21 protein-coding genes are annotated in these 23216 nt (G+C 67.3%); 16 read left to right on the top strand and 5 right to left on the bottom strand.

Going from position 1 to position 23216, the window contains the following annotated elements:
* The first annotated feature begins 79 nt into the window (after nucleotides 1–79).
* The 15 genes from V6V88_RS18125 to V6V88_RS18055 all read left to right on the top strand — a co-directional run bounded on the left by V6V88_RS18125 (nucleotide 80) and on the right by V6V88_RS18055 (nucleotide 14780).
* Nucleotides 80–601, top strand: a complete 522-nt coding sequence (locus tag V6V88_RS18125) for a prepilin peptidase (protein ID WP_338128469.1) — start codon at nucleotides 80–82, stop codon at nucleotides 599–601.
* Nucleotides 547–1008, top strand: coding sequence for a TadE/TadG family type IV pilus assembly protein (locus V6V88_RS18120; protein WP_223576206.1), 462 nt, complete (start codon nucleotides 547–549; stop codon nucleotides 1006–1008). Before V6V88_RS18125 ends, V6V88_RS18120 begins: the two co-directional genes overlap by 55 nt.
* A gap of 79 nt (nucleotides 1009–1087) precedes the next feature.
* Complete coding sequence (locus V6V88_RS18115; protein WP_338615883.1) at nucleotides 1088–1501, top strand: TadE/TadG family type IV pilus assembly protein; 414 nt, start codon at nucleotides 1088–1090, stop codon at nucleotides 1499–1501.
* The gene (gene cpaB / locus V6V88_RS18110) at nucleotides 1498–2472 is read left to right on the top strand and encodes a Flp pilus assembly protein CpaB (RefSeq protein WP_223576204.1); all 975 of its coding nucleotides are present in this window, start codon (nucleotides 1498–1500) and stop codon (nucleotides 2470–2472) included. The genes V6V88_RS18115 and cpaB overlap by 4 nt, the downstream gene beginning before the upstream one ends.
* 64 nt (nucleotides 2473–2536) lie before the next feature.
* Nucleotides 2537–3898: a pilus assembly protein N-terminal domain-containing protein gene (locus tag V6V88_RS18105; RefSeq protein WP_223576203.1), complete on the top strand. Its 1362-nt coding sequence runs from the start codon at nucleotides 2537–2539 to the stop codon at nucleotides 3896–3898.
* Nucleotides 3895–5211, top strand: coding sequence for a pilus assembly protein CpaE (locus V6V88_RS18100; protein ID WP_223576202.1), 1317 nt, complete (start codon nucleotides 3895–3897; stop codon nucleotides 5209–5211). Before V6V88_RS18105 ends, V6V88_RS18100 begins: the two co-directional genes overlap by 4 nt.
* 39 nt (nucleotides 5212–5250) lie before the next feature.
* On the top strand, nucleotides 5251–6606 hold the full coding sequence (locus tag V6V88_RS18095; RefSeq protein WP_223576201.1) for a CpaF family protein: 1356 nt from the start codon (nucleotides 5251–5253) through the stop codon (nucleotides 6604–6606).
* Nucleotides 6606–7529, top strand: a complete 924-nt coding sequence (locus tag V6V88_RS18090; protein WP_338615882.1) for a type II secretion system F family protein — start codon at nucleotides 6606–6608, stop codon at nucleotides 7527–7529. The genes V6V88_RS18095 and V6V88_RS18090 overlap by 1 nt, the downstream gene beginning before the upstream one ends.
* 11 nt (nucleotides 7530–7540) lie before the next feature.
* Nucleotides 7541–8530 carry a type II secretion system F family protein gene (locus V6V88_RS18085; protein ID WP_062839140.1) on the top strand — a complete coding sequence of 330 codons (990 nt, stop codon included), beginning with the start codon at nucleotides 7541–7543 and terminating at the stop codon, nucleotides 8528–8530.
* Complete coding sequence (locus tag V6V88_RS18080) at nucleotides 8530–9393, top strand: tetratricopeptide repeat protein (RefSeq protein ID WP_223576198.1); 864 nt, start codon at nucleotides 8530–8532, stop codon at nucleotides 9391–9393. The genes V6V88_RS18085 and V6V88_RS18080 overlap by 1 nt, the downstream gene beginning before the upstream one ends.
* A 22-nt stretch (nucleotides 9394–9415) precedes the next feature.
* Complete coding sequence (locus tag V6V88_RS18075; RefSeq protein ID WP_062839138.1) at nucleotides 9416–9871, top strand: DUF3613 domain-containing protein; 456 nt, start codon at nucleotides 9416–9418, stop codon at nucleotides 9869–9871.
* A gap of 101 nt (nucleotides 9872–9972) precedes the next feature.
* Nucleotides 9973–12015, top strand: coding sequence for a TadG family pilus assembly protein (locus tag V6V88_RS18070; protein ID WP_338615880.1), 2043 nt, complete (start codon nucleotides 9973–9975; stop codon nucleotides 12013–12015).
* A gap of 49 nt (nucleotides 12016–12064) precedes the next feature.
* Nucleotides 12065–13453 (top strand): sigma-54 dependent transcriptional regulator, encoded by a 1389-nt coding sequence (locus tag V6V88_RS18065; RefSeq protein ID WP_338615879.1) that lies wholly within the window; start codon nucleotides 12065–12067, stop codon nucleotides 13451–13453.
* A gap of 117 nt (nucleotides 13454–13570) precedes the next feature.
* Nucleotides 13571–14275, top strand: coding sequence for a DUF2968 domain-containing protein (locus V6V88_RS18060; protein ID WP_062839135.1), 705 nt, complete (start codon nucleotides 13571–13573; stop codon nucleotides 14273–14275).
* A gap of 46 nt (nucleotides 14276–14321) precedes the next feature.
* Entirely contained in the window at nucleotides 14322–14780 is a 459-nt protein-coding gene (locus tag V6V88_RS18055) for a DUF1178 family protein (RefSeq protein ID WP_056323766.1), read from the top strand.
* A 223-nt stretch (nucleotides 14781–15003) separates the two neighbouring features.
* Here V6V88_RS18055 and efp read toward each other — a convergent pair whose 3' ends face one another.
* The 3 genes from efp to V6V88_RS18040 all read right to left on the bottom strand — a co-directional run bounded on the left by efp (nucleotide 15004) and on the right by V6V88_RS18040 (nucleotide 18015).
* Entirely contained in the window at nucleotides 15004–15564 is a 561-nt protein-coding gene (efp, locus tag V6V88_RS18050; RefSeq protein ID WP_006220534.1) for an elongation factor P, read from the bottom strand.
* 128 nt (nucleotides 15565–15692) lie between these two features.
* A complete protein-coding gene (gene earP / locus V6V88_RS18045) occupies nucleotides 15693–16805 on the bottom strand; it encodes an elongation factor P maturation arginine rhamnosyltransferase EarP (protein ID WP_338615876.1) in 1113 nt (370 codons plus the stop codon).
* 7 nt (nucleotides 16806–16812) lie between these two features.
* Nucleotides 16813–18015, bottom strand: coding sequence for a DUF2863 family protein (locus V6V88_RS18040; protein ID WP_338615875.1), 1203 nt, complete (start codon nucleotides 18013–18015; stop codon nucleotides 16813–16815).
* 233 nt (nucleotides 18016–18248) lie between these two features.
* On the opposite strand from V6V88_RS18040, the gene V6V88_RS18035 reads away from it, so the two are divergent.
* Nucleotides 18249–19022, top strand: coding sequence for a class III extradiol ring-cleavage dioxygenase (locus tag V6V88_RS18035; RefSeq protein ID WP_280003775.1), 774 nt, complete (start codon nucleotides 18249–18251; stop codon nucleotides 19020–19022).
* A 315-nt stretch (nucleotides 19023–19337) separates the two neighbouring features.
* On the opposite strand, the gene acnA is transcribed toward V6V88_RS18035, so the two are convergent.
* A complete protein-coding gene (acnA, locus tag V6V88_RS18030; RefSeq protein WP_062839130.1) occupies nucleotides 19338–22043 on the bottom strand; it encodes an aconitate hydratase AcnA in 2706 nt (901 codons plus the stop codon).
* Between the two features lie 249 nt (nucleotides 22044–22292).
* On the bottom strand, nucleotides 22293–23201 hold the full coding sequence (locus V6V88_RS18025) for a LysR substrate-binding domain-containing protein (protein ID WP_223576191.1): 909 nt from the start codon (nucleotides 23199–23201) through the stop codon (nucleotides 22293–22295).
* Nucleotides 23202–23216: the final 15 nt, after the last annotated feature.

Raw genomic sequence — 23216 nt, 5'->3', positions numbered from 1 at the left:
CCGCCTGATGCTTGTTTGAAAGGGGCCGCACCGGCTGCGGCGCGTCTGTCGTCCGATCCGTTCTTCAGAAGGTCTGGCCTTGTACCCAGGGGTGATGCTGTGGTGGCTGTTGTTTACATGCTGGATTCTGGCGCTGATCCACGCCGATCTGCGCCATCGCCGCGTCCCAAACCGGCTGATCGTCTTGGGGTTCGCGGCGCAATTGCTATGGCTGCTGGCCGCCGCGCTGGTACCGGGGTGGGCTTATCCTCCGCGCTGGACCGGCTGGTTGCCGACGCTGGCAGGCTTTATGTCAGCGCCGCTTTTCCTGCCGCTTTGGCGCTGGCGCCTGATGGGGGCAGGCGACATCAAGGCCATCGCCGTGCTCGGGCTGCTGCTGGGTTTTGCGCCGCTGATGGTGACGCTGGTGCTGGCCAGCGTGCTGGCCGGGCTGCACAGCCTGGTGGTCGTGGCGGTTTCCGGGTTATGGGCGTTGGGCCAACGGGCGCGCCAGATTCCCTACGCCGCATATCTGGGGCTGGGGGCTTTCAGCGCGGCACTTATTCCGTGGAATTCGCCCTGGTATTCGTGGTGTTCTTCCTGGTGTTCTACGGGATTCTGACGTATTCCCTGGTGGTTGCCGCACAGCATTCCGTGACGCTCGCCGCGCAGGACGGCGCGCGCAAGATCCTTCAATGGCAGCCGGGCACCGCATCGCTGGCGGCGCGGGCCGAAGCCGGGCGCGATTCGGCGCTATCCCAGGCCGCATGGATCAGCGCCATGTCCGCCGGGCCGGTGCGGGTCGCCGTTTGCGGCCGCGACGGCGCGCTGACCAGCGCGGCTGGTGGCGCTTGCAGCGGCTTGCCGCTGGCGCAGGATCAGGTCGAAGTCAACGTGTCCTATGCCTATGGCGCGCATCCGCTCATTCCGGCGGTGCCGTTCCTGAACACGGCCCTGATGCCGGCCTCCAGCGTGCTGAGTGCGCGCGCGACGGTGCATCTGGGCGATGTCTTGGGCGCGGGAGGCTGACATGCGCCCGTTTCCACGACTTTCCAATCGCCCGCCGGCGCGGCGTCGCCAGCGGGGCATCGCGGCGCTGGAGTTTTCGTTGACGCTTACGGTGCTGTTGCTCTTCATTTGCGGCGTGGTGGGGTTCGGCGCGCTGTTCTGGATGCAGCAGCAGTTGGCCGCCGCCGCCGCCGATGGCGCGCGCGCCGCCGTCCATGCGCGTTTCAGCGGCCAGTCCGATGTGTCGGCCGAGGCGTGCCTGGCCGCGATGCGAACCTTCTCCGCCGGGTCGGCGGTGCTATGCAGCGCCTCGCGCGCACCGTGTGCCTGGTCGGGGGCGGGGGGCGGACAGGCCGACTGTGCGACCGTCGCCGTGACCTACAACACCCAGACTTGGCCGCTGCTGGAAACCGTGCGCGGGCTGGTCACGGCATTGCCGGGCGCGAACCGCGACTGGCTACCCAGCAGGCTGCATTCGCAGGCCGTCGTGCAGATAGCGCAGGAGACGCCATGAGCAGTGTGAGCAGGATCGTCGCGGGGCTGTTGCTGGTGGCGGGCGTGGCGCTTGCCTTCGTGGCCTGGCGGCTCGCCTCGGCGCCTCCCCGCCCGGCAGTCAGCGTGGCGCCGCCCGCGCCGGTGGCGCCGCCGGCCGAGCCCGTCAAGCTCTATCCGGTCGTGGTGGCCCGCGAGGCGATCGCGGCCGGTTCGCGCATCGACAGCGCGCGCATGCTGACGGTGGTGCAGTGGCAGGCCGCGTTGTCCGGCGGCTTCACCGACCCCGCTCCGCTCGAGGGCGCGGTGACGAAGGTCGACATTGCCGTGGGCGATCCGATCGTGCCCAGCCTGCTGACGCAGGGTCTGGCGCGCCAGCTCAAGGCGGGCGAGCGCGCCGTTGCCATCGCGGTGGACGAGGTCATCGGCGGCGGCAACCGCATCGTCCCGGGCGACATGGTGGACGTCTTCTTCATGATCGACAAAAGCGCCGAGGTGGCGATGGGTCAGGCGCGTCTCTTGCAATCGCAGGTGCGCGTCCTGGCCTACGGCAAGGCCTCGGTGGAAGGGCCGGACGAAAAGCCGGCGCTGCAGCAGGGCGGCCCCGGCCAGCCGGCGCGCACCGCGGTGCTGGCGGTACCGGTGGATCGCGTGAACGAGCTATTGCTGGCCAGCCGCGCGGGCCGCTTGCAGCTGGCGCTGCGGCCGGTGGGTGACGAGGGCATGCCGGACGCAACGTTGTTCGCACCGCGCGGCACGGTGTTGCCGGTGCGTGCCGATCTGACGCCCGCGCAGCGCGAGTCGCTGCGCGCGGGCCCGAACCGCGCCTTTGCCGGCGAGAGCCTCGTGCAACTGGACGGCACGACCGCGGCCGCCTTGGCGCCTGCCGCGCGCGAGCCCGCAGCGCGGGGCTCGGCGCGTCCGCAAGCTTCCGTCGGCGGCCGGACAGTTGAAATCATTCGAGGAGACAAATCCGAGCACGTGCGCTACTGAACGGGCCGCGGGCGCACCAGGCGCTGCCCGCGGCGGGACGAATTCCATCATCGGGTCCTGCACTATGAAGAAACTTCAGCGCACCACCATGATCTGCCTTCTGTCGGCCGCCGCGGCGTTGACGAATGAAGGCATTGGCCTGGCACAGACCGCGGCGCCCGCGACGGGCGCGACCGCACCGGTCAGTGAGATTTCCATGGCGGTCAGGGAGCAGCAGACCGTCATGCTCGAGCGTGGCGCGCCCACGCGCATTGCCATCGGCGACCCCGACGTCGCGGAGGTGAAGGTGCTGCCCGCCGCGGCCAATCGCGCGGGCGCCGTGCTGCTTTACGGCAAGAAGCCCGGCACCACGCGGCTGCAGGTCTGGACGGCCGGCAGTACCGCGCCGCAAATCTGGAACGTGCGCGTGGGCGGCAGCGTGCAAGGCGCGCTGGCAAGCCGCGGCCTGGGCGGCGGCGCCAACGTGGACATCGCGGACGGCCACGCCGTCGTGTCCGGGCATGCCGAATCGCCCTTGGGGCAGATCGCGTCGTCGGCCATCGCGGCCTCTGCCGTGGGCGGCGACAAGAACGTGGTGGACCTGTCCACCGCCGGCGCAGGCGGGGTGGTGCAGGTGGAAGTGAAAGTGGTGGAAGTGTCGCGTTCGGTGATGAAGGCGGCCGGCATCAACTTCGCGGCCACGAGCGGCCCCTGGAGCGTGGCCAGCTCCACCGTGCCCCCCAGCCTGGGCGGTGCGCTGGCATCCGGATTTTCGTTGTTCTACGACTCGAACAATTTCGCGGCCCGCCTGCGCCTGCTGCAGACTAACGGCATGGCGCGTGTGCTGGCCGAACCCACGCTGGTCGCGTTGACGGGCCAGAGCGCCAGCTTCCTGGCGGGCGGCGAACTGCCGATTCCGCAGGCGGGCGGGCTGGGCACCGTCAATGTGACCTTCAAGCCCTTCGGCATAGGCCTGACCGTCACCCCGACCGTGCTGTCGCGCGACCGGATTTCGCTGAAGGTGGCGCCCGAGGCCAGCGAGCTGGACTACACCAACGGCATCGCCATCAACACCAGCGCGGACACCAGCACCATCATTCCGGCGCTTCGCACCCGGCGCGCCGACACGATGGTCGAGCTGGGCGATGGGGAAAGCTTCGTGATCAGCGGCCTGGTGTCGCGCCAGACCAAGGCCATGGTCAACAAGGTGCCCATGCTGGGCGACCTGCCGATCATCGGCGCCTTCTTTCGCAGCGTCGACTATTCCCAGGAGGACACCGAGCTGGTCATCGTCGTGACGCCGCGTCTGGTGCGCCCGATCGCGCGTGGCGTGGCGCTGCCATTGCCGGGCGCCCGGCAGGAGCAGACGGATACGGCATTCAACGCCTGGGGCTATTACCTGACCGGTTCCGCGAGCGGTCAACAGATGCCGGGATTTTCACGGTGACCAATATGAAGACACATGTCAGTGAAGGAGTGGGCCTGCAAAACGGCACGCGGTTCTTGTTTTGTTCCCAGGGCAGCACGATTGCCGCGCAATTGGGGCAGGCTTTGGGCGACCTGGGCGTGCTGACCCAGGAGTCGCCGCGCATCGAGGAACTGGCGCGTCGCCTGACCGAGCTTGCGCCGCAGGTGGTGTTCCTGGATTTTTCGCTCAGCGACGACGAACCTGGAAAGCTGTTCAAGTCCGCTGAGCTGGCGCGCCTGCTGGCGCGCATCGCGCCGACGCTGCCGCGCGTGGCGGTGGGGTACGTCAGTCAGCCCGAAGGGGCGATCGCGGCCCTGCGCGCGGGTGCCAGCGATTTCGTCGATCCGTCGGTCGCGCCGCAGGAGGTCCGGGACGTGGTGCGGCGCGTGCTGGACCGCCCGTCGATGGGCCGCATGGATGGCACACGCCGCAGCGTCGTCCTGCTGGGCGCGCGTCCCGGCGTGGGCACCAGCACCCTGGCCGTGCACCTGTCGGGCATGCTGCAGGACCGCCTGAAGGCCGGATACCACCAGCGCGCGGCCAAGGCGTCCCGGCCGCCGGGCGAGCCGCTGCCGCTGTCCAGCCGCGTGGCGCTCATGGACCTGGGCTGGCCCGTCGGCGATTGCCAGCTCTATCTGAACATCGGCGGCGATTTCGATTTTGCCGAGGCGGCGCGCAACCTGCGCCGACTCGATTCCACGCTGCTCGGATCGGCCATGGCGCACACGCCCAATGGCCTGAGCGTGCTGTCGCTGCCGCGCGATCTCGCGCAGATGCGCGAGGTGTCGCAGTCGGATTCGCTGCTGGTGTTTGAACGCATGCGCCAGCATTTCTCGGTGGTCGTGGCCGACGCCGGCGGGTTCACCAACCCGGAGTTCGTGTCGGGACTGGCGCGCGCCTCTCAGCTGAACTGGATCGTGACCGACCAGAGCGTGGGCGCGCTGGTGTCGCTGGCCGGGCTGCTGCAGGAACTGGAGCAGCTGCACGTGGATCGGGCCAGCCTTGGCCTGATCGTGAACCGCTATGACGAGCGCTACGGCATGACGGCCAGGCAGATCGCCGAACGCTTCAACCTGGAGCTGGTGGGCACGCTGCCGGACCGCACGCTGCCGCTGATGGTGTGCACCAACCGCGGCCATCTGCTGCACGAAGAGGCCGAGCGCGATGTCTACGTGCGAGCGGTGCAGACATTGGCCGAGCGTCTGAGCGCCGAGGAAGCCGCGTCCGGCGGGCACGCCAGCTGGCTGGCCACCTGGCTTCCAGGCGTGCACCGGCGCATGGTGATCGGCTGACGGGAAAACAGACGCACGGTGACGGGATCCGAGACGATGATGACAGCGACGATAGAGTTCGGCGGCGACGGCGACAAAGGCTTTTCGGCGTCGGACCGCTACCAGGACGTGAAGACGGCGGCATACGAGCACCTGCTGTCCCGCATCGAAGAGCTGGGCGCGGAGTTTGGCCGGTGGACACGGTCGGCGATCCAGGAGTTCGTGGACATCGAGGTCGCGAGCTTCGTGCGCCTGCGCCGCGTGGCGATCAACGAAAGCGAGATGCGCGCCATCGCCGAGGCCTTGACCAAGGAACTGGCGGGTCTGGGTCCGCTGGAGGACCTGCTTGCGGATCCGGCGGTGGAAGACATCCTGATCAACGGCTACGACAACGTCTTTGTGTCGCGCCGCGGTGTGCTGGCCCGCGAGGCGCTTCGCTTTACCGACAACGCGCATGTGCTGCGCATCGTGCGCCGCATCCTGGCCCCGATCGGCCGGCGGCTGGACGAGTCCAGCCCGATGGTGGACGCGCGCCTGCCCGACGGCGGCCGCTTGAACGTGGTGATCGAGCCGCTGGCAGTGGACGGCCCGATGGTGTCGATCCGCAAGTTCCGGCAGGATCCGCTCAAGCCCGCGGACCTGCTGACGCTGGGCACGTTCGACGAGGCGATCTACCGGCTACTGAACGAGGCGGTCAAGCACCGTTGCAACATCCTGGTGTCCGGCGGCACCAGCTCAGGCAAGACATCGCTCTTGAACGCGCTGGCGTTTTTCATCCCCGAGTCGGAACGCGTGGTGACCGTGGAGGACACCGCGGAACTGTCGCTGAACCACCCGCATGTGGTGCGGCTGGAATCGCGCCAAGGCGGCTTTGACGGCAGCGGCGCGGTCACGATCCGCGAACTGATTCGCAACAGCCTGCGGATGCGGCCGGACCGGGTGGTGGTGGGCGAGGTGCGCGGCGCCGAGGTCATGGACATGCTGCAGGCGATGAACACGGGCCACGAAGGCTCGATGGCGACCATCCACGCGAATTCGCCCCGCGAATGTCTGTACCGCATCGAGATGCTCGCCGGGTTTGCGGGGTTCCAGGGCAGCGAGGACAGCCTGCGCCGCCAGATCGCGAGCGCACTGGACTTCATCGTGCAGATCGGCCGGCTGTCCAACGGCAAGCGCCGCGTGCTGTCGGTGACCGAGGTCACGGGCATGGGCGACAACGTGATTTCCACCCAGGAACTTTATCGCCACGATGCCTTCGCGACGCCCGAGGGCGAGGAGCGGGATCGCTGGAACTGGCTGGGCATCCACCCGCATACGCCCAAGCTTGCGAAGCTGCGCAGCGAGGCGCAGGCCCAGGACAACGGGCCGGACGACCGCGATGGCGCGGGCGGCGGCTTCTGGAGCAGGAGGCGCTGATGCAGGACGTTTTCGCGCTTGCCAGCCTGGCCGCGCTGCTGGCTGCCGGCGCGGTGCTGCTGTGGCGCCACGCCGACCGCAGCGCCCGCCGCGCGGCCAGCTCCGCCTTCCTGGAAAGCCAACTGGCGCGGGGCCGCGAAGCGGCTTCCGGCGACGCGCCGTTTGCCGAGAACGCGCGCGAATTCCGCAGCGGCCACGCCGGCTGGGACCGTCTGCTGCGCCTGGCCGGTCTACGGCAAAGTGCCGGCCTGTATCTGCGCATCGCGCTGCCCATTGCGGCAGGGGCGGCGCTGGCATGGCTACTGCTGGGACCGCTGTCGGGCGCGGTGACGCTCGTGCTGCTGACCGTGTTTGCCTACTTCCTGTTGTGGCTGCGGGCCGACAAGCGCCAGCGCCGGATGATTTCGCAGTTGCCTGCCTTCCTGGACAACATCGTGCGCCTGTTGACCATCGGCAACAGCATCGCCGCCGCCTTCCGGACTGCGGCCGCGGCCACCGATGAGCCCCTGCGCGAAGTGGTGGAAACGGCTGCCAGCCTGAGCAGCTCCAAGGAACTGGACGCGGCGCTGGCGCACGTGTCGCGTCTCTATGGCCTGAAGGAGCTGTACATGATCGCGGCGGTCGTGTCGCTGGCGATGCGCTTTGGCGGCCGCAGCGACCAGGTGCTGGAACGCATGGCGGCCTTCATGCGCGACGTGGCGCAGGCGCGCAATGAACTGAGCGCCAGTTCGGCCGAGGTGCGGCTGTCGGCGTGGATCCTGGCGCTGCTGCCCGTCGGCGTCGCCGGGTTCATCATCGTGGCCAACAACAACCTGTTCATGGGCCTGTGGGAAGACCCGCAGGGCTTCAAGATGCTACTGACGGCGGTCTGCCTGCAGATCGGCGGCTGCTATTGGCTGTATCGCATGGCCAAGGCCATCTGAGGAGGCGCCGCATGGACATCCTGCAATCCTGGAACGCGTCTACCGTGCTGGCGATGGCGCTGATGCTGGTGGCGGCCGGGCTGGTGGTGCTGGGCCTGGGCATGGCACGGCGCCTGCGTAGCCAGGACCGCAGCCGCCAGGTGGTGGATCAGGCGCTGGCGGCGCGAGCGGGCGGGGCGCCCGCTGCGTCGCGTGAAGACGGGCAGGGCAGGCTGGCCGCGGCAGCGCGGGTGGCCGACACCGTTGGCAAACGCCTAGCCGAGGGCCGCCTTGCGGATGCGCTGCTGGCCGCCGAGGACCGCAAGCTGGTCGACATGGCCGGTTATGCGCGGCCCGCCACGGCGCGTTCGCGCTTCGTCCTGATCCGGATCGGGCTGGCGCTGCTGCTGCCCGCCGCGGTGATCCTGCTGGACCTGCACAAGCAGTTGCCGGCGATTCCTCTACGTGCCGTTGTGGCGGTGTTCGTGGCGTTCGCGTTGGGCTACATGTTGCCCAAATGGGTGGTGCAACGGCGTCTTGCGCGCCGCCGCCGGCAGGCGGCCGACGAGCTGCCCTTGCTGATCGATCTGCTGCGCCTTTTGCAAGGCGTGGGGTTGTCCATCGACCAGAGCCTGCAAGTGCTGGTCAAGGAATTCGGTCAGGTGTTGCCGGTGCTGTCGTCGGAACTGCGCCTGGCCTCCGAGCTCTACGTACGCGGCCGCACGCGCGAGCAGTCGCTGGCCAGGATGGCCACGGGTTTCGACAACGACGACCTGTCCGCGATCTGCCGTCTCATTGCGCAGGTGGACCAGCACGGGGGCGCGGTGCAGGAGCCCCTGAACCGGTTCGGCGAACGCCTGCGTGACAAGCGGCGTCTGGAGCTGAAAGAAAAGGTGGGCAAGACCACGGTCAAGATGACCGGCGTCATGATCGTGACGCTGCTTCCCGCCCTGTTGATCGTGACGGGCGGTGCGGGATTTATCGCGGTGTTGCGCGGCTTGTCGCGCATGGGGGGGATGTGATGGACGGCGTAACGAATAACCGGTCGCTCGCGGCGCGTTGCGGGCTTGCTGCCTCGGTGCTGGTCGCTGGCGCGGGCTTGAGCGGATGCCAGACCAACAAGACCGAATCGGCCTGGCAACTGATTCAGCAACAGCAGCAGGAACAGGCGTTGATGCGGCAGAAGGAGGACGAGGCCGAGAACCGCAGCCGGCCCAAGGAGCCGGAGATGATGCTGTCGCTGATCGTCGAAGCGCAACGCCAGGAGCGCTACTTCGCCTCGCTCGCGTATATCGACGGCTTCGAGCAGAAGTTCGGCAAGGATCCGCGTGTGGCGGTCCTGCGCGCCGAGGCGCTGCGCCAGACGGGCCAGGCAGCCTTGAGCGAGCAGGCCTACCGGGCGCTGACCGCGACCGACCAGGCGGCCGAAGGCTGGCATGGGCTGGGCCTGATCGCCGGTGCGCGCGGGCAGTTCGATCAGGCGGCCGACTACCTCGGGCGGGCGGCGCGGCTGTCGCCGATGGACGCGCGGATCCTGGGCGACCTGGGCTACGCGCGTCTGCGGGCGGGCGATCCGGCGGGCGCACGCGTGCCGCTGGGGCAGGCGGCGGAACTGACGCCGGAAAGCGGCAAGGTGCTGGCGAACCTGGCAGTGCTGCTGCTGGTGGAAGGCGATGCGCTGCGCGCGCAGCAGGTGATGGACCGCGCGCAACTGGGCGAGCAAGCGCGCGGGCAGGTGCTGCAGCTGGCCGCGCAGATCCGCGGCCAGCTCGCGCCGGTTGCGGCCCAGGCGTCGCCCACGCGAGTGTCCGCAGGCGAGCAGGCCGTCCTGCCGATGATGAGCCCGCTGATGGAAGGGTTGGGCAATGGTCCCATCGTGCGTTAACCGCTGGTCAAGGAGCTTCGTCATGACGCGTCCGATTTCCCTCGCCGTTTTCGTTCTGGCCAGCGCCTGCGCGGCGCTGGCGCCGTTCGCCGCAAACGCGCAATCGAATGCCCCGCTGACGGGCAGCATGTCGGCCGTGCCGGCTTCTGCGTCGGCAGCCGTGGCGGCGACGTCCACGATGCCGGACCGGCCGGTGGTGCAGCAGGTGCAGACGCCGTTGCCGCCGGCAGCGGCACCATCAACGGCATCTTCCGCGCCGGCGGCGACAGTGGAGTCACCCACCCCGGCCCGGCAGGAGGCCTTCGGCGACGTGACGCGCGGCCTGCTGGCGGCGCAGGCCGACGGCCGGCGCGCGGGCAATGCCTTGCCCATTCTGGGGCCAGTGTCCACGGCGGCGTGGAACCGTTATCTGGAAAGTTTCAAGCAGCCCATTCCCGTGTGGTTCGACCGCAACGTGGAAATCCCCAACGTTCAATAGGTTGTCCCGCGGTTCGTTCCCGCCGCAGGCCAAGACGGAGTCGCAAACGCATGTCAGCCGGCTATCCTCGACCTTGCCCGCCGCCGCGGCAACGCGGCAGCATGACCGTGGCCGCCGTGTTCGCGGTGCTGGTCGCGGCGGTGTTGCTGGGCGTTCTGCAGCTGGGCTATGGCGCCTACATGAAGCGCGAGATGCAGAAGGCGGCGGATCTGGCAGCGCTGTCGGCGGTGCAGGTCCTGAACCTGGGCGCCAGCGCCGATTGCACCCGGGCGGCTGCCGCGGGCCGCGCGTCCGCGCTGGCCAATCTGCCGAACATCCTGGACACCTTTTCGGAATCGGACCTCACGGTGACATGCCAGGTGTGGGATCCGGCGCGATCGGACGCCACCGGCATGCATGTGTTCGAGGCGGCGGGCGGGCAGGCCTACAACGCGGTGCGCGTCACCGTGCGCAAACAGCTGGCCAATCTGGTTCCCGGCGTGGGCGGCGTCACGGCGTCGGCGGCGGCGGTAGCGACGCGCACGCCGCCCGTGGCGGCCTTCACGGTCGGTTCCCGGCTGCTGCGTCTGGAACGCGGCGGCCTGCTGTCGCAACTGCTGGCCACGGCCGGCGCCTCGCCGTCGCAGCTAGACGTCCTGGATGCCGCGGGACTGGCCAACGTGGCCATCACGCCCGCCGGCCTGCTGGAGGCATTGGGCCTGCCGCTGTCGGCCGCAACCGGCGTCGGCACACCCGAACAGCTCGCCGCGCTCAATTCGCTGACGCTGGGCCAGTTGCTGAGCGCGACACTCAGCGTCATCGACAAGCAGGCCACGGCCACCGCCGACGTCGCGCTGCTTCGCAACGCCATCAATACGGTCCTCGCCCTGATGCCGCTGAATCTGCCCGTGAAACTGCTTGGCGACGGCGCCGTACTGGATCTGCATGTCGTGGGCAGCGACGCCAGCGCGGCGCTGCAAGCCGAGGTCAACGCGCGCAACCTTCTCGAAACCGCGCTGGTCATCGCCAACGGCAGCAATCTCATCAACCTGGGATTGAGCGTGCCGCTGCTGGGCCTGGATGCGCGCGTGCGCATCGTGGAACCGCCCTCCCTGGGCGTGGGCGGCGTGGGCACGCAGGCGGTGAGCGCCGGGCTGCGCGTGTATCTGCGCGTCAATACCAGCAATATTCCGCTCGTCGGTCCGTTGCTGGCAAGCACCCTGAACACGCAGGTGGACCTGCCCATCATCATCGGCGTGGCGCAGTCCACCGGCACGCTGCGCCAGCTGTGCCAGGCGCCGCTCAAGGAAAACCAGGCGGTGATCGACGTGACCTCGGCCGCGGCCAGCGTATGTCTGGGGCGCTTTCCCGGCATGACGTCCGCCACCGATGCCAGCGCCGCGAATTTCCAGTCGCTCACGAATCGCTGCGAGCCCAGCGCTTTCGGGGCCATTGGCCGCCATCAGGTCCTGAACGTGCTGGGCATCCTGCCGCTGACCGCGCGGGTGACGCTGCCGGTGTTCGGGTCGTCCGCGCCAGTGCCCGTCACGCTGACCGCGCCGCCGTCGCCCGACGCCACCGCCACGGTCAACGCCACCAGCGTGGACCTGTCCAAGCTGGCTGCCAACCTGTCGGACGCGCTCATCGGCGGCATCCTGGGCGACCTTTTCAATACTGGCACGCCGCTCACCGACACGCAGCGCAAGGACCTGGCAACCCAGTTGGTGGGCGGCGACAAGAACAACGCGGGCAAGACGATTTCCAAAGTCGTCAACGACATGCAGTGGTCCAAGACCGCGATGGACCAGTTGGGTGCGCGCCTCACGACAGGCGGCCTGACCGGCGTGTTGGGCGGCACGCTGCAACTGGTGGGTGGCATCCTGAACTCGTTGCTGCTGGCCCCCTTGAGCGACGTGACGTGCGCCTTGGCGCTGACGCCCGACGCGATCCGGCAGTGTCGGGTCAACGCGGTCGGCTCGCTCGCCCTGAACGGCAGCGGACAGGTCGGCGGCGTGCTGTCGGTGGTCATGGTGCTGCTGGACCCGTTGCTCGGTTCGCTCTCGAACGTGCTGCAACAGTTGCTCGGCGTGCTGGGCTTGAGCGTGGGCCAGACCGACGTTTCCCTCATCTCCGTGGATTGCGGCAAGCCCCGCCTGGTGTACTGATGACGACGTGCCTGACTTTCGTTCCCTTCTTTCCCGCATGGACCAAGCGATGAGCGAGACTTTCGCGCACGAAGCGTTCGACGTGTACGTCTGGGAAGGCGCCTCCGACATTGCCAGCCGCGCCGAGCGCTGCCTGGCCGGCATGGACGTGTCGCTGGTGCGCGCCGACGCGGGCACGGCGTTTCCGCCGCCGCGCGATGTGACCCGGCGCGCGGTGGCGCTGGTGTCCGTATCGGTGATGGGCGACAAGCGCTTCAGCGGCTATGACTGGCTGGCGGCGCAAGGGATGCCGGTCATCTGGGTGGCCGCGGAAGCGCGCGGACGCGATCCGCGCTTCTACCCGCCGGAGTATTCGTACACGCTGCCGTTGACCTTCACCAGCGCGGATCTGCGCAAGCTGCTGGTCGAACTGCTGGGCACCCTGAATCGGCTGGATCGCACCGCGCCCCGTCGCGAGCAGCCGCTGGTGGCGGTGTCTGCGGCCATGCAGGAGCTGCTGGCCGAAGCGCAGATCTATGCGGACTGCCGCAGCAACGTGTTGGTTCACGGCGAAACCGGCGTGGGCAAGGAACGCATCGCGCGCCTGCTGCATGACGAGGCCGCCTGGCGCGACGGCCCCTTCGTCGCGGTCAATTGCGGGGCGATCCCCGAAGGCCTTTTCGAAGCGCATTTTTTCGGCCACGCCAAGGGCGCGTTCACCGGCGCGATCGGCGCGCACAAGGGCTATTTCGAGCAGGCCCAGGGCGGAACGTTATTTCTGGACGAGATCGGCGATCTGCCGCTGTATCAGCAAGTCAAGCTCTTGCGCGTGCTGGAGCAGAACACGGTGACGCGGCTGGGCGCGACGGCCGAGGTGCCGGTGGACTTCCGGCTGGTCGCGGCCACCAACAAGGATCTGCGGGGGCTGGTGGGGCAGGGCGAATTCCGTGCTGACCTGTATTACCGGCTGGCGGTCATCGAGCTGCGCATTCCCAATCTGGAACAGCGCGGCCCGCACGAGAAGGGCGCTATCTTTCGTGCCTTGCTGCTGAACCAGGGCGTAAAGGACGAGCCGCCGTCCTGGCTGCTGGAACGCGTCGCGCGCACGCGCTTCGAGGGCAATGTGCGCGAACTCTCGAACGTGGCCGAGCGCGTTGCCATCGTGCGGCGCCAGTTCCAGGCGTGGGATCCGTCGCGGATCGAGCGCATCTTCGATCAGCTGGAGGGGCCGATGCGGCCGGGCGGCGCCCCGGCCCGGGCCGAACCCGCCGCATTCACCGACGCCGAGCGCGCCGAGCGCGAACGCGTGCTGGCGGCGCTGGATGCCAACGGATGGCGGCGCCAGGACACCGCCCACACGTTGGGCATCAGCCGCAAGGTGCTTTGGGAAAAAATGCGCAAGCTTCAGCTTGGCGGCGCCCAAGGCGAATCCGCCGAAGGCGTCGCCGGGACGGTATGAACACCGCAATAGGGAATGGCCCGCACCGAGCCACAGTTCTTGTGCGGAAAACGCGGCTACTGCGCTGCGCTCAGAAATAAATTGATATAGTGCCGCAACCATTTTTTTGGGGGAAACATGAACGTCCAAGTTATCCGAGGCGCCGCCCGCATGGTGTTGCTGGGCACGGCCCTGTCGGGGCTGGCCGCGTGCGCCAGCGCCCAGCAGGAAGCGCCCCGTCCCACGGTGAAGCAGGTCGAGGACACGCAGGCGCCCGCCACGCCGGTGACTCCCCCCGCGCCGCCGCAGGCTGCGCGCCCGGCCTCCACGCTGTCCGAGCTGCAGGCGTTGATCCAGAGCCGCCAGGTGTCGGAACTGCGCACCGCTTACAACGGCACCTACGGCGCCAGCCTGCTGTTCAAGCCGGATGACCTGACCTATTACGTGGCCCTGTTCCAGCAGAAGGATTTCTGGCGGGTGGTCAAGACCAAGTCGGACAAGCAGGCCGAGGCGACGTACCGCGCCTTCGTGGCCCAGTCGGCCGAGCTGGCCGAGGTGGACATCAAGCGCATCAAGATGCAGGCTGAGAATGCGCACGCCGAGAAGCTGCTGGCCAGCCGCAGCGCCGAGCTGAGCGCCCTGCAGGCAGACCGCACGGCGCGCCTGCAGCAGGAAGAGCAGGTCGCCGCCCGCCAGGCGCAATCGCGCGAGCAAGCCGCGGCGCTCGCGGGGCAGCAGAAGGATGTGCGTCAGCAATTGCGCGACTTGCAACGCCAGATCGACGCCTTGCAGGCACAGCAGGCGCAGGTAGGCAATACGCCAGCGCAAAACCGGGGCAAGTAAATGCTGCGCGCCTTGTACTCTGGGAGCGGCACCCCATATAGACGCCATGGCACTGAAAGTTTTTGACCTCGAGTGCGACCACAGCCACATTTTTGAAGGCTGGTTCGGTTCGCACGAAGACTACGATGCGCAGCAGGCGCGTGGCCTCGTCACGTGTCCGGTCTGCGGGTCGGCCACCATCACCAAGCGCCTGTCCGCGCCCCGCCTGAACGTCGCGCACCTGCATGCGCCTGCCGCTCAGCCCCTGGTGCCGCCCGGCGCGTCCGACGCCGAAAAGATGGCCGCCTTGCAGGCCGCCGTCATGCGTCAGGTGCGGGCGCTGGTGCGCAGCACCGAAAACGTCGGCCCGCGCTTTGCCGAAGAAGCGCGCCGCATCCACGAAGGCGATGCCGACGACCGCCCGATCCGCGGCACCGCCACCGTCGAAGAACGCGAAGCCCTGGCCGAAGACGGCATTGAAGTCATGGCCGTGCCTGACTTCCTGGACGACGAACGGCTGCAGTAAGGCGCCGGGGTGTCCGTCCCCCTGAAGAGATGATCTGCAGCTTGCGGCAAGGTGTTTGACTCCCAGAGGAGTTGATGCAGCTTGTGGCAAGGTGTCTGACACCCTGGGGGGGTGATCTACAGCTTGAGGCACCGTCCCAGAGGGTGTCAGACACCTTGCCGCACTATGCCAAGCGCAAAAAAAAGCCAGACCGAAAGGTCTGGCTTTTTGACGCTGGGCCGGATCAGTTGTTGACGCGGCTGCGGTATTCGTTCGTGCGGGTGTCGATTTCGATCTTGTCGCCAATGGCGCAGAACAGCGGCACGTTCAGTTCGTAGCCGGTGTTGATCTTGGCCGGCTTGGTCACCTTGCCCGACGTGTCGCCACGGACGGCAGGTTCGGTGTAGGTGATTTCGCGAACGATGGTGGTGGGCAGCTCAACCGAGATGGCGCGGCCGTCGTAGAAGACCACTTCCACGGGCATCGCTTCTTCCAGGTAGTTCAGGGCGTCGCCCATGCTTTCGGCTTCGATTTCGTACTGGTTGTACTCTTCGTCCATGAAGACGTACATCGGGTCGCCGAAGTAGGAATACGTGCATTCCTTGCGATCCAGTTGAACGACTTCGAACTTTTCGTCGGCCTTGTAGACCGATTCGCTGGCCGAGGCGGTCAGCAGGTTCTTGAACTTCAGCTTGACGACGGCGGCGTTACGGCCCGACTTGTTGTATTCGGCCTTCTGGACCACGAGGGGATCCTTGCCGACCATGACCACGTTGCCGACTCGCAATTCCTGAGCGGTTTTCATCGATAAAACTCCGGGGGTGATGGGTGCACTCGCCGTGCTTGCATAAGCCGCATCAGGCTTTTGCACACCCCGGGAGGCGTCATAGTTGAGGCCCGACACATTCAGGGCGACTCAGAAAACTCTCTATTCTAGCGTTTCTTGGCCAACTCTGCGCAGAATGCGGCCAGATTTTCCGCCAGACCGGGTAGCGCGGACTGGCTGGCGTTCCAGGCGTGCGCCGCGTCCACCCATGCCTGCCAGGCGTGGGGCGCCAGCGCGGCCGTGATGGCCGGGGCCGTGCGGCCTGGTTCGGACTGGTTCCAGGCCCGGATCAGCGCGTGGGCGGATTCGGGGGCCGGATAGCGCGCGAGCCAGGCCTCCAGTTTTTCCAGATGGACGTTTTCGTCCTGCGGATAGATCTGCCAGACCAGCGGGCGCGCGGCCCAGGCGGCGCGCACGAAGGAATCTTCGCCGCGCACGAAATTGAGGTCGGCGCACCACAGCAGGCGGTCGTAATCGGGCTGGGCAAGAAAGGGCAGGCGGACGACGCGTGGCGATCCTGTCGTCTGGCTGGCGGCTTCCAGCGCCGGCGCGACGCCTTGCGGAACCAGCAGCAGGGTGGGACGCGCATCGGCCGCCAGCGCCTGCGCCAGTTCACCCGCCGGCGCGGACGGGTAGCAGAACAGGGACAAGGTACGGGCGCCATCGCGTCGCAGGGCCAGCGCATCGTCTGGCACCCCGGCCGATCGCAGGAAGGCCTCCTGCAAGCCGGCCGACCCTTGCAGCGCTTCGCGTTCCGCAGCCAGGGCCGGCTCGCGCAGCAGGCCGCCGGTGGCGGGCGTGAAGCCGGGGAAGAAAAAGTGCTTCACCAGACCGTCCGGCCGCTGCGACGGCAGGCCGTGGCAGCTTTCGACCCATGCCTCGGCGCTCAGGTATTCCAGGTTGATCCAGACGGGATGGGTGCGGCGCATGGACGCGATGAATGCCTCGGGCGGGTCGCACGCGAACGCTTCGATCACGACGTCGCGCGCCTGCAGCGCGGCGTCGGGCGTTTCCGGCCAGTGCACGATATCGACGCCCGCCAGTTGCTGGCGCGCGGCGCCCGGCACAATGCCTGGCTGGATGTGCGCGAAACTGGCCAGGTCATCGACCCACAGGCGGACATCCCAGTGGAAATCGCGCGCAAGCTGGCGCGCCAGGCGCCAGCACACGCCGATGTCGCCGTAGTTGTCGACGACCCGGCAGAAGATGTCCGCTTGCATGGCAGGCCTAGTGGAACTGGGCGGGCGCGGCCTCGGCGTCCTCGGGCAGCTCGGCGTGCACCAGTTCGCCCAGGGGATTGGGGAAGTAGGGCGCGCCGCAGTCCTCGCAGTATTCGGGCGGCAGCACGCCGGGGATGCGGCGCACGTCGGTCACGCCGTATTCCTTCAGCAGCGCCGCGATCTCGTCGACCACGTCGGGCTGGCCCTCGTCCATGACCAGGTCTTCCTCGCGGCCGTACAGCGGCCAGACGCAGCCGTAGTACACGTCGTTGCTGCTGCGCGCGGTAAAGCCGATGCGGTATTCGTCGATGCGGCCTTCGCCGCAGCCGGCCACGACGGCCCGCAATTGCGCGGCTTCAAGGTTGACGGCGCCTTCCAGCCAGCTGACCGCCGCGCGCAGCGACAGCGGACGAACCTGGCGATCGGCTTCGCGGTTGCTGACGTAGTAGGCATCGGGCAGCAGGGCTTCAAAACCGCAGCCGGGCAGCAGCCCGGCTAGCGTGGGCTGCGCTTGCGCCGCCCATTGCGCCAGGCACGCATCGCGGCTGGCGTCGGCATCGCCCACGTGTTCCTGCCAGCGGAAGATCGGCTCGCCCTCGGGCACGGCCACCGTGCCGACGATGTAGCGCGTGTCGGCCAGCATGTTGGCCGTTTCGGTGTCGGTATTGAGCGCCGGCTTGGTGGTTTCGGCGCCCAGCGCTTGCGCGCCCAGGCGCTGCAGCCACTGCCAGGTCTCGGAGAACGTGCGCGGCATCTGGTCCACGCTGACCAGCATGGGCATCAGCGCGGTGCGCGCGTTGCTGGAAAGGACGTGCCCATGAAGCTGCGCCAGCAGGGCCTGCTGCGCGCTGGCGGAAATCGAGCCGGTCGGAATGGCATAGCGGGTCCAGGCGACGATGGGCGCGACGATCAGCAGTACGTCGTACCGGACGCCGTTTTTCTCGATCTTCATCGATTCGGACAGGGTTTCGGCCTGTTCGATCAGGACCTCGTAGGCGCCTACGTCGCTTTGGGCAAGGTGGTCCAGCGCCGCTTCAAGCGGCGCATCCTGACCGGCCTTGAGCAGCTTCGGGATCGCTTCGCCAAGCTGGGTCTCCCAAAAGACGTCTTCGACGCGGCTGCCCGAGCGATTCAGCGACTGGGCAAGCGCGACCAGCCGGGTGGCGTCACGGGTCATGCGGGGAGCGGATTGGCTGCGGGATCGGGCCATAACTTCGGGGAACGTCCATTCAGTGTGTAACGACGTAGTTTAACGCCCGGCACTCGCGGCGGGGGCGCGAGGTTCGCCCTGCGCCGGACGACGCCGCCGGGGCGGCCAGCGGGATCCGCAAGAAGACGGATTGATGCTGATCGGGCAACAGACAATCCCCGTGAAGGGGGTTTATTGCGCATTTGAATCGGCTGACAATGTGAGCATCGTTAATTGCTTCTGGAGGCATCGCCATGCGTTGGCCTACGCTTTTCGTTTCCCACGGTTCTCCCATGCTGGCCGTCGAGCCCGGCCGGACCGGCCCCGCGCTGGCCGGTTGGAGCGCCGCGCAGGGCCGCAAACCGCGCGGCATTCTGGTGGTTTCGCCGCACTGGATGGGCGAAGGCCTGGCGCTGTCGACCCGTGACCAGCAGGTTGCCTGGCACGATTTTGGCGGATTCCCGGCCGAGCTCTATGCGCTGCAATACGCCGCGCCCGGATCGCCCGAACTGGCCGCGCGCGTGCAGGCGCTGCTGGCGGAATCGGGCATCGCCGCCGACCGCGATCCGCGGCGTCCGCTGGACCACGGCGCCTGGGTGCCGCTGCGCTACCTGTATCCCGACGTGGACGTGCCCGTCGTGCAACTGTCGCTGGACATGGGCCGCGACGCGGCAGGGCAGATGGAACTGGGCCGCGCGCTGACGCGCCTGCGCGACGAAGACATCCTGATCATCGGCTCGGGGTCGTTGACGCATAACCTGCGCCACGTCCGCATGCCGCTGAACGCGCCGGCGGCGGACTACGTGCCGGGATTTCAAGCGTGGTACGCAGACAAGCTGGCGCGCCACGACGTGCCCGCCCTGCTGGACTGGCAAGCGCAGGCGCCCGGCGCGATGCAGGCGCACCCGCACGACGACCACCTGATGCCGCTGTACGTGGCGCTGGGCGCGGGTGGAGAAAAGGCAAAGCGCCTGAACGACGAAGTGTCGTATGGCGCGCTGGCGATGGACGCCTATCAGTTCGATTAAGTTTGACCAGGTGTCTGACACCCGCTGAGGCAAAGCGGCAAGCCCAAGGCCATCTCCGGAGGGTGTCAGACACCTGCCGAATCATGACGAGGTGTCTGACACCCGCTGAGGCAAAGCGGCAAGCCCAAGACCATCTCCGGAGGGTGTCAGACACCTGCCGATTCATGACGCAGGGCCAATGAAAAACGCCCCGGAACCGCAAGGTCCCGGGGCGTTCTGCAGAAGAATTGCCGCCCCGCCGCCCGGCTGCCCGAAGGCGGGGCCGCCCCCTCGGGGGGCAGCAAGCGAGCGAAGCGAGTGCGGCGTGGGGGTGCTTTACGCCGCCAGCAGCTGGCGCAACACGAACGGCAGGATGCCGCCGTGCTGGTAGTAATCCACCTCGATCGGCGTATCGATACGCAGCAGCACGGTCACGTCCTGCTTGGAACCGTCCTTGCGCGTGATCGTCAGCGTCACGTCCTGCATCGGCTTGATGCCGTTTTCCAGGCCGGAGATGTCGTAAGTTTCTTCACCCGTGATGCCCAGCGATTGCACGCTGTCGTTGCCCTTGAACTGCAGGGGCAGCACGCCCATGCCCACCAGGTTGCTGCGGTGGATGCGTTCGAAGCTGCGGGTGATGACCGCCTTGACGCCCAGCAGCTGGGTGCCCTTGGCGGCCCAGTCGCGCGACGAGCCGGTGCCGTACTCTTCGCCGCCGAACACCACGGTGGGCGTGCCGGCTGCGACGTACTTCATGGCGGCGTCATAGATCGACATCTGTTCGCCGGTGGGCTGGAACAGCGTTTCGCCGCCTTCGAAGCGGCTGCCGTCGGGCAGCGCCGGGATCATGAGGTTCTTGATCCGCACGTTGGCGAACGTGCCGCGCATCATGATTTCGTGGTTGCCGCGGCGCGAGCCGTAGCTGTTGAAGTCGGCCTTCATGACGCCGTGTTCCTTCAGCCACTTGCCCGCGGGCGAGCTTTCCTTGATGGAACCGGCGGGCGAGATGTGGTCGGTGGTGACCGAATCGCCAAACACCCCCAGCGCGCGCGCACCCTTGACCGTGGGCATCGCGCCCGGGGTCATGCCGAAGCCCTCGAAGAAGGGCGGTTCGGCGATGTAGGTGGAATCGGGCCAGTTGTAGGTGTCGCCGGTGACGCCCTTGATGTTTTCCCAGAGCTTGCCGGGATTGCTCTTGACCTGGCCGTAGTTGGCTTCGAAGGCCTCCGGGTCCAGCGCATACTTGAGCAGCGCGTCGATTTCCTCGGTGGTCGGCCAGATGTTGCCCAGCCACACGTCGCCGTTCTTGCCGCGGCCCACGGGCTCGGTCATCAGGTCGCGCGTCACGGTGCCGGCCAGCGCATAGGCCACGACCAGCGGGGGCGAGGCCAGGAAGTTGGCCTTGATGTTCGGGTGAATCCGCGCCTCGAAGTTGCGGTTGCCCGAGAGCACGGCCGAGCACACCAGGTCGTTGCTGGTGATGGCTTCGTTCAGGTCCGGGGTCAGGTCGCCGGCGTTGCCGATGCAGGTCGTGCAACCGTAGGCGGCCACGTCGAACCCGAGCTTTTCCAGGTAGGGCAAGAGGCCCGTCTTGGTCAGGTATTCGGTGACGACGCGGGATCCGGGGGCGAGCGAGGTCTTGATGTGCTTGGGCACGGTCAGGCCGGCTTCCACGGCCTTCTTGGCCAACAGGCCCGCCGCCAGCAGCACGCTGGGGTTGGACGTGTTGGTGCAGGACGTGATGGCCGCGATCAGGATGTCGCCGTTCTTGATCTTGGTGCCGGCGCTGGTCGTGAAGGTCTGGTCGAGCTTTTCGGCGGGCTGGTTGAAGCCGTTTTCGGCGACCGGCTTGGAGAACAGGTCGATGAACGTGTTCTTGACGTTGCCGATTTCGATGCGGTCTTGCGGGCGCTTCGGGCCCGCCAGCGACGGCGCGACGGTGGACAGGTCCAGCGTCAGCAGCTTGGTGAAATTGATGTCCTTGGACGCGGGCACGCCGAACATCTTCTGCGCCTTGAAATAGGCCTCGAAGGCGGCGATTTCCTCTTCGGTGCGGCCGGTGCCGCGGAAGTAGTCGATGGTGCGTTCGTCGACCGGGAAAAAGCCCATGGTGGCGCCGTATTCCGGCGCCATGTTGCCGATGGTCGCGCGTTCGGCCACGGTCAGGCTGGCGGTGCCTTCGCCGCAGAATTCGACGAACTTGCCCACCACCTTTTCACGGCGGAGCATTTCAGTGATGGTGAGCACCAGGTCGGTGGCGGTGACGCCGCCGCGCAGCTGGCCCTTGAGCTCGACGCCCACCACGTCCGGCGTCAGGAAGTACACGGGCTGGCCCAGCATGCCGGCTTCGGCCTCGATGCCGCCCACGCCCCAGCCGACCACGCCGATGCCGTTGATCATCGTGGTGTGGCTGTCGGTGCCCACCAGCGAGTCGGGGTAATAGACGTTGTTCTTCTTGTCCTGGTGCACGCCGCGCGCCAGGTATTCCAGGTTGACCTGGTGGACGATGCCAAAGCCCGGGGGCACGACGCCAAAGGTGTCGAACGCCTGCATGCCCCACTTCATGAACTGGTAGCGCTCTTGATTGCGCTTGAACTCCAGCTTCATGTTCAGGTCCAGCGCGTTCTTGGTGCCGAAGTAGTCGATCATGACCGAGTGGTCCACCACCAGGTCCACGGGCACCAGGGGCTCGATGCTCTTGGGGCTCTTGCCCATCTTGTCGGCGACCGAACGCATGGCGGCGATATCGGCCAGCAGCGGCACGCCGGTGAAGTCCTGCAGCACGACGCGGGCGACCACAAACGGAATTTCATCTTCGCGCTTGGCGTTGGCTTGCCAGTTGGCCAGCTGACGGACGTGTTCTTCGGTGACCTTCTTGCCGTCGCAGTTGCGCAGCACGGATTCCAGCACGATGCGGATGGAGACCGGCAGCCGCTGCACATCGATGCCAAGCGACTTGCCCAGCGCCGGCAGCGAATAGAACTGACAGGACTTGTTGCCGATCTTGAAATTCTTGAGTGTGTCTAGGGTGTTGTGCGGCATGATGGACTCCGTGGTTTTGCCCAGGCTGAAGGCGGCATTTTCAGGCGTTTCGGCGAGTTTGTCATTGTCTCTTGGACAAGTTTGCCGAGGGTCTATATCTTGGTTTGTGTCTTATATCTTATATAAGACTTGAGCGGCACGTCAAAGTTCCGGCCCCGTATCGCGCCAGACCGGTTCGGATTCGGCGAAACCCTTACTTTGGCGGACGCGCGCCAAGCCTGCAAGGCCCTGTGCTCCGGAAGGCGCGCTTCAGGTCAGGTATGCGGGCAATTCAGCCGCCGTGAATTCAAGGAAGCGCTTCAAGGCCAGCGGCTCGCCGCAACGTGCCGGCATGACGGCGTAGATGCGGGCGGGCGCGGGCGTCCAGTCGGGCAGGATGCGCGCCAGCCGGCCTTGATCGAGATCGTCGCCGCACAGATAGCGCGGCACCAGCGCCAGACCCAGGCCCGCCGCCGCCATGGCGCGCAGCGTGTCCATATTGCTGCTCAGGCTGCGGGGCTGGAATTCCACCGCTTCCATTTCGCCGCCCGGGCCGGTCAAGCGCCAGGTGTGCAGGCCGTCCTGCGTGCCGTGGGCAAGCAGGGGCAGGGTGGCCAGGTCGCGCGGGTGACGCGGCGGGGATTTGGCCATCGCCGGGCTGCACACCAACGCCATCGGCACGGCGGAGATTTCGATCGCATTCAATCGGGCGTCGGTCAGCGACGATGACTGGGCGCGAAAGCCCAGGTCGTACCCTTCGCCGACCAGGTCGATGATCTGGTCTCGCGTGTCCAGCAGCACGCGCACGCGGGGGTGCTCAGCGCAGAAGCGGGCGACCAAGCCGCCCAGAATCCGGGTCGCAAGCGGCGAGGGCGCGGTGATGCGCAGCATCCCGGCGGGCGCATCGCCCATGGACGCGGCCAGGTCGAAGACACTGCGCGCTTCGCGGGCCAGCGCTTTGGCGTGGGCATGAATCTGTTCGCCCATCGGGGTAAGCGACACGCGGCGCGTATTGCGCTGAAGCAGCCGCACGCCCAGGCGCGCTTCCAGCTCGGCGACTCGGCGGCTCAGCTTGGAACGTTGCATATTCAACACACGTGCGGCCGCCGAAAAGCCGCCTTTTTCAACGACTTCGCTGAAAAGCAGCAGGTCTTCAAGGCGGTGAACGTAGTTAGGCATACAGCGTTTTAATAG

It is taken from the genome of Achromobacter sp. E1 (genome assembly GCF_037039475.1).
In the GTDB taxonomy this organism is placed as follows: Bacteria; Pseudomonadota; Gammaproteobacteria; order Burkholderiales; family Burkholderiaceae_B; genus Achromobacter; species Achromobacter mucicolens.
This window is presented reverse-complemented; position numbering and strand designations above follow the sequence as displayed.